The organism is bacterium (assembly GCA_018814885.1).
In the GTDB taxonomy this organism is placed as follows: domain Bacteria; phylum Krumholzibacteriota; class Krumholzibacteriia; order LZORAL124-64-63; family LZORAL124-64-63; genus JAHIYU01.
This window is the reverse complement of sequence record JAHIYU010000123.1, coordinates 1-3,324: the sequence shown is the minus strand read 5'-3', so window position 1 is coordinate 3,324 and position 3,324 is coordinate 1. Positions and strand designations below refer to the sequence as shown.

The 3,324-nt window shown below is 69.3% G+C and carries 4 protein-coding genes; 1 reads left to right on the top strand and 3 read right to left on the bottom strand.

Going from position 1 to position 3,324, the window contains the following annotated elements; all coding sequences use genetic code 11:
• Positions 1-1,601: hypothetical protein (locus KJ554_08570; protein MBU0742384.1), on the top strand; the 1,601-nt coding region annotated here is incomplete at its 5' end.
• A gap of 72 nt (positions 1,602-1,673) precedes the next feature.
• Here KJ554_08570 and KJ554_08565 read toward each other — a convergent pair.
• The 3 genes from KJ554_08565 to KJ554_08555 form a co-directional block, all read right to left on the bottom strand.
• Positions 1,674-2,333 (bottom strand): MarC family protein, encoded by a 660-nt coding sequence (locus KJ554_08565; GenBank protein MBU0742383.1) that lies wholly within the window; start codon positions 2,331-2,333, stop codon positions 1,674-1,676.
• A 105-nt stretch (positions 2,334-2,438) separates the two neighbouring features.
• Entirely contained in the window at positions 2,439-3,026 is a 588-nt protein-coding gene (locus KJ554_08560; protein ID MBU0742382.1) for a DUF4252 domain-containing protein, read from the bottom strand.
• Positions 3,023-3,324: hypothetical protein (locus KJ554_08555; GenBank protein ID MBU0742381.1), on the bottom strand; the 302-nt coding region annotated here is incomplete at its 5' end. The genes KJ554_08555 and KJ554_08560, both read right to left, overlap by 4 nt.

The window sequence follows — 3,324 nt, the reverse complement described above, 5'->3', positions numbered from 1 at the left end:
GCTTCCGCGACGCCAGGACGGCCGCCGCGGCCGCCCGCGTCGCCACCGCCGCCGGGGGCAGCCCCCTGTCGCGGCTATCGCGCCTGCACCTGGAGAACCCGGGCAAGACCGCGGGCGACACCATCGCCGTCGTCTACTACGACACGGCCGACAGCACCGGCCTCGACGCCCTGGTCGAGACCGACGAGACGGACATCCTGCGCCTCGTCTCCCAGCGCGCGTATCCCGGCGCCGGTCCCCTGCAGATCGCAACGCGCAGCACCGAGATCGTGTTCGACAGCAACGGCACCCTGGAGACCGGCGAGGACGACGCCTACCACGCCGTCGAGCACGCCGCCACCCGGGGCAACGGCGAGGCCACGGCCGCCAGCCTGGCGCCCGTGAGCGGCGCCGGCCCCATGGGTCCGGGCGTGGAGGTCCGCGCCTACCAGCGCGTCGACGATCCCAGCTTCAACATCCTGCAGGCCTGGCACGAGGTCGAGATGATCCTCGACCCGGGCGATTTCCGCATCGATGGCGACGAGACCATCCATTCTCTGACCGCCAAGGTGCACTGGCGCAACGACGCCGAGCACACCGCCAGCATCGCGCCGGTCTCCGGCAACGAGATCACGCCCGACGCCGACGTCCTGGCCGTGGGCATCTTCACCGCCCGGCCGAACAACCTCTGGCTCGAGTCGACCGCCGACACCTTGCGCGTGCGCCTGGGCGACCTGGACGACGATGCCGACGACCTGCTCTACGAGATCAGCCGCGCCGCGGTCTTCGACGGCGTCGCCGCCGACGGGGGCAGCCCGCGCAGCTACGTGCACATGCTGCCCGACGAGCCCGTCGCCCCCGGCGAGGAGCCCTGCGGCGGCGAGGCCCTGCAGGACATCCACTACCCCTCCGACTGGTGGCTGTCGCACCTGACGCGCAGCGCCGACATCGCCTGCGACGGCAGCGGCACCATGACCGTCACCATGGAGTACCGCGACGGCACCAGCTTCACGCGCACGATCACCTGGGACGGCCAGGGCGCCGGCACCGTCACCGAGAACCGGGCCGACGGCACCGTCGTCGCGGGCGCCTTCGACGAGAACACAGGTGACTACGCGCTGGTGACCACCTACCCAGCCGGCCACGACCCGGTCTCGCGCGACCGCCACGGCACCGCCCTGGAGGGTTCCGTCGAGGCCTGGGAGATCGTCGAGTGGCAGGACGCCCACCCCGACACGACCTACTTCACGGCCGTCGAGAACGGCGACGAGACCACCGCCACCGGCTACCGGGTCGACGGCGACCTGCGCGAGGACTTCACGCTCACGCACGACACCGACGGCAACGCCAGCGGCGAATGGTCGCGCAACGACGGCGCCGCGGGCGAATTCGCGCTGGAGATGCTCGAAGGCGGCGGCACCCACCTGACCTTCGCCGCCAGCGACCAGGCCGCCGACGGCAGCCCGAGCATCACGGGCGAGATCTTCTACGCCCCCGACGGCAGCGGCACCGGCACGGTGACCTTCACCCAGTACGGCAACTCGGTGACCTACACGGTGACCTTCGGACCGGACGGCACCGGCACGCTGGACGACAGCGCGGGGAACACGATCCCGCTGTAGGCTTCGCGGGCGAGACGAACGGAAAGCCGCACAGGGGTGGCCGAGAGGCCACCCCTGTGGTCGCGGCGGGGGTCAGTCGATCAGGTTGCGGATGACGGGCGTGAAGCCGTCGATGATCAGCTGCACCGCGATCACGGTCACCAGCAGTCCCATCAGCTTCTCGACGATACGCAGGCCGGTGCGCCCGACCCGGCGGATGACCAGGTCCGCTCCCATCAGGATCGCCCCGGTGATCAGCAGTATGGCCAGGACCGAGCCCAGGATCAGCGGCTTGGCCAGCGGGCCGGCCGGCGCCTCGCTCGCCAGCACCATGACCGTGGTGATCGACCCCGGTCCGGCGATCAACGGGATGGCCAGGGGCGTGACGGACGGATCCTCGTCCTCCACGTCCTCGTGCTCCTCCTGGTCCCGGGCGTAGGCCTTGCGGATGCCCGTGCGCCAGCGCTGCGGCTTGGACTGCAGCATGTCCAGGCCGATCCCGAAGAAGATCACGCCGCCGGCGATCCGGAAAGCCTCGATGGTGATGCCGAACAGGTTCAGCAAAGCGTGGCCGAAGAGGGTGAAGACCAGCAGGACGCAGAAGGCCACCGCCAGCGCCCGCAGCAGCACGCGGCGCTGCTGGGCGCGGCCCAGGTCCGAGGTCAGGCCGCTGAAGAACGGGATGCATCCCAGCGGATCGATCACCGCGAACAGCGACGAGAAGGCGAAGATCACGAAAGCGGCGGTTCCCATGGGACACCTCCCCCACGTTGCAGAAGAATGGCGCTCTACCGGCGGACCGGACGGGGTAAGGTGGCTGCCTGCGTGAGGGAAGTCAATGCCCGGTCCGGCACGGCCTCAATCATCCTCGACGTTGATCTTCATCCCTTCGTCCTCGAGCTCCTCCAGGAACGCCGCCAGACTATCGCCGTGCAGCTTGCCGGCCAGGCTGATCAGGTACGCCAGGTCCAGATCGCCCACCACGTTGACGAAGGAGACCTCGTTGCCGGGCTCGTAGGCCACGACCATCAGGCCCACCATGTCGTCGCCCACGGACTTGGTGCTGACGGTGACGATCTCCTCGTCGTCCTTCACGTAGATCAGGCGCTTCCAGTCCTTGTCCTTGAGCTTCTTGTTGATCTTGTCCACGGCCTTGTCGATCTCGGGCGACGCGTCGTCCATGGTGAAGGACTTCACCCGGATCGACTTTATCATCTTGAAGGCCTTGTACAGCTCCGAGTCGCCGTGCGCCTCGGCGTCGGCGGCCGCGCTGATCAGCGCCGGGCCCAGGTCAATGTCCTGGATCTCGTCGGCGTCGTCGGGAATCACGATCCACTCCAGATCGATATAGCCCGGTTCGTTCTTCAAGTCGCCCGCCGCGGCCGTCCCGCCGGCCAGCAGGGCCGCCAGCAGGGCGATCGCGAACATCACGCGCACGGTTTTCATCCTTGTCCTCCTTCGAGGGAAGAGGTGAGGGTCTTCACGGACCTGGTGACGGCCCCGGGCAGCCGGTGCCCGAAGACCTCGTCGACTGTCCTGCGTTCCGTCTTCTCGATGATCCGGGCGGCCAGGGCCAGGGACAGCCGGATCTCCCCGCGGGCGATCCTGATCTCCTGTTCGCTCCAGCCGCCTGCGCCGGCGACGTCCGTGCCGCCCGGTCGATCCCGCCACGGCGCGGCGAATACGAGCGCGAGCACGGCGGCCGCCGCGGCCAACGCCCCGACCGCCCGCCGCCAACCGAAGG

Excerpts from the sequence above, each read along its gene's own strand:
- KJ554_08560 (MBU0742382.1), bottom strand. The coding sequence starts at position 3,026 with ATGAAAACCGTGCGCGTGATGTTCGCGATCGCCCTGCTGGCGGCCCTG.
- KJ554_08565 (MBU0742383.1), bottom strand. The coding sequence starts at position 2,333 with ATGGGAACCGCCGCTTTCGTGATCTTCGCCTTCTCGTCGCTGTTCGCG.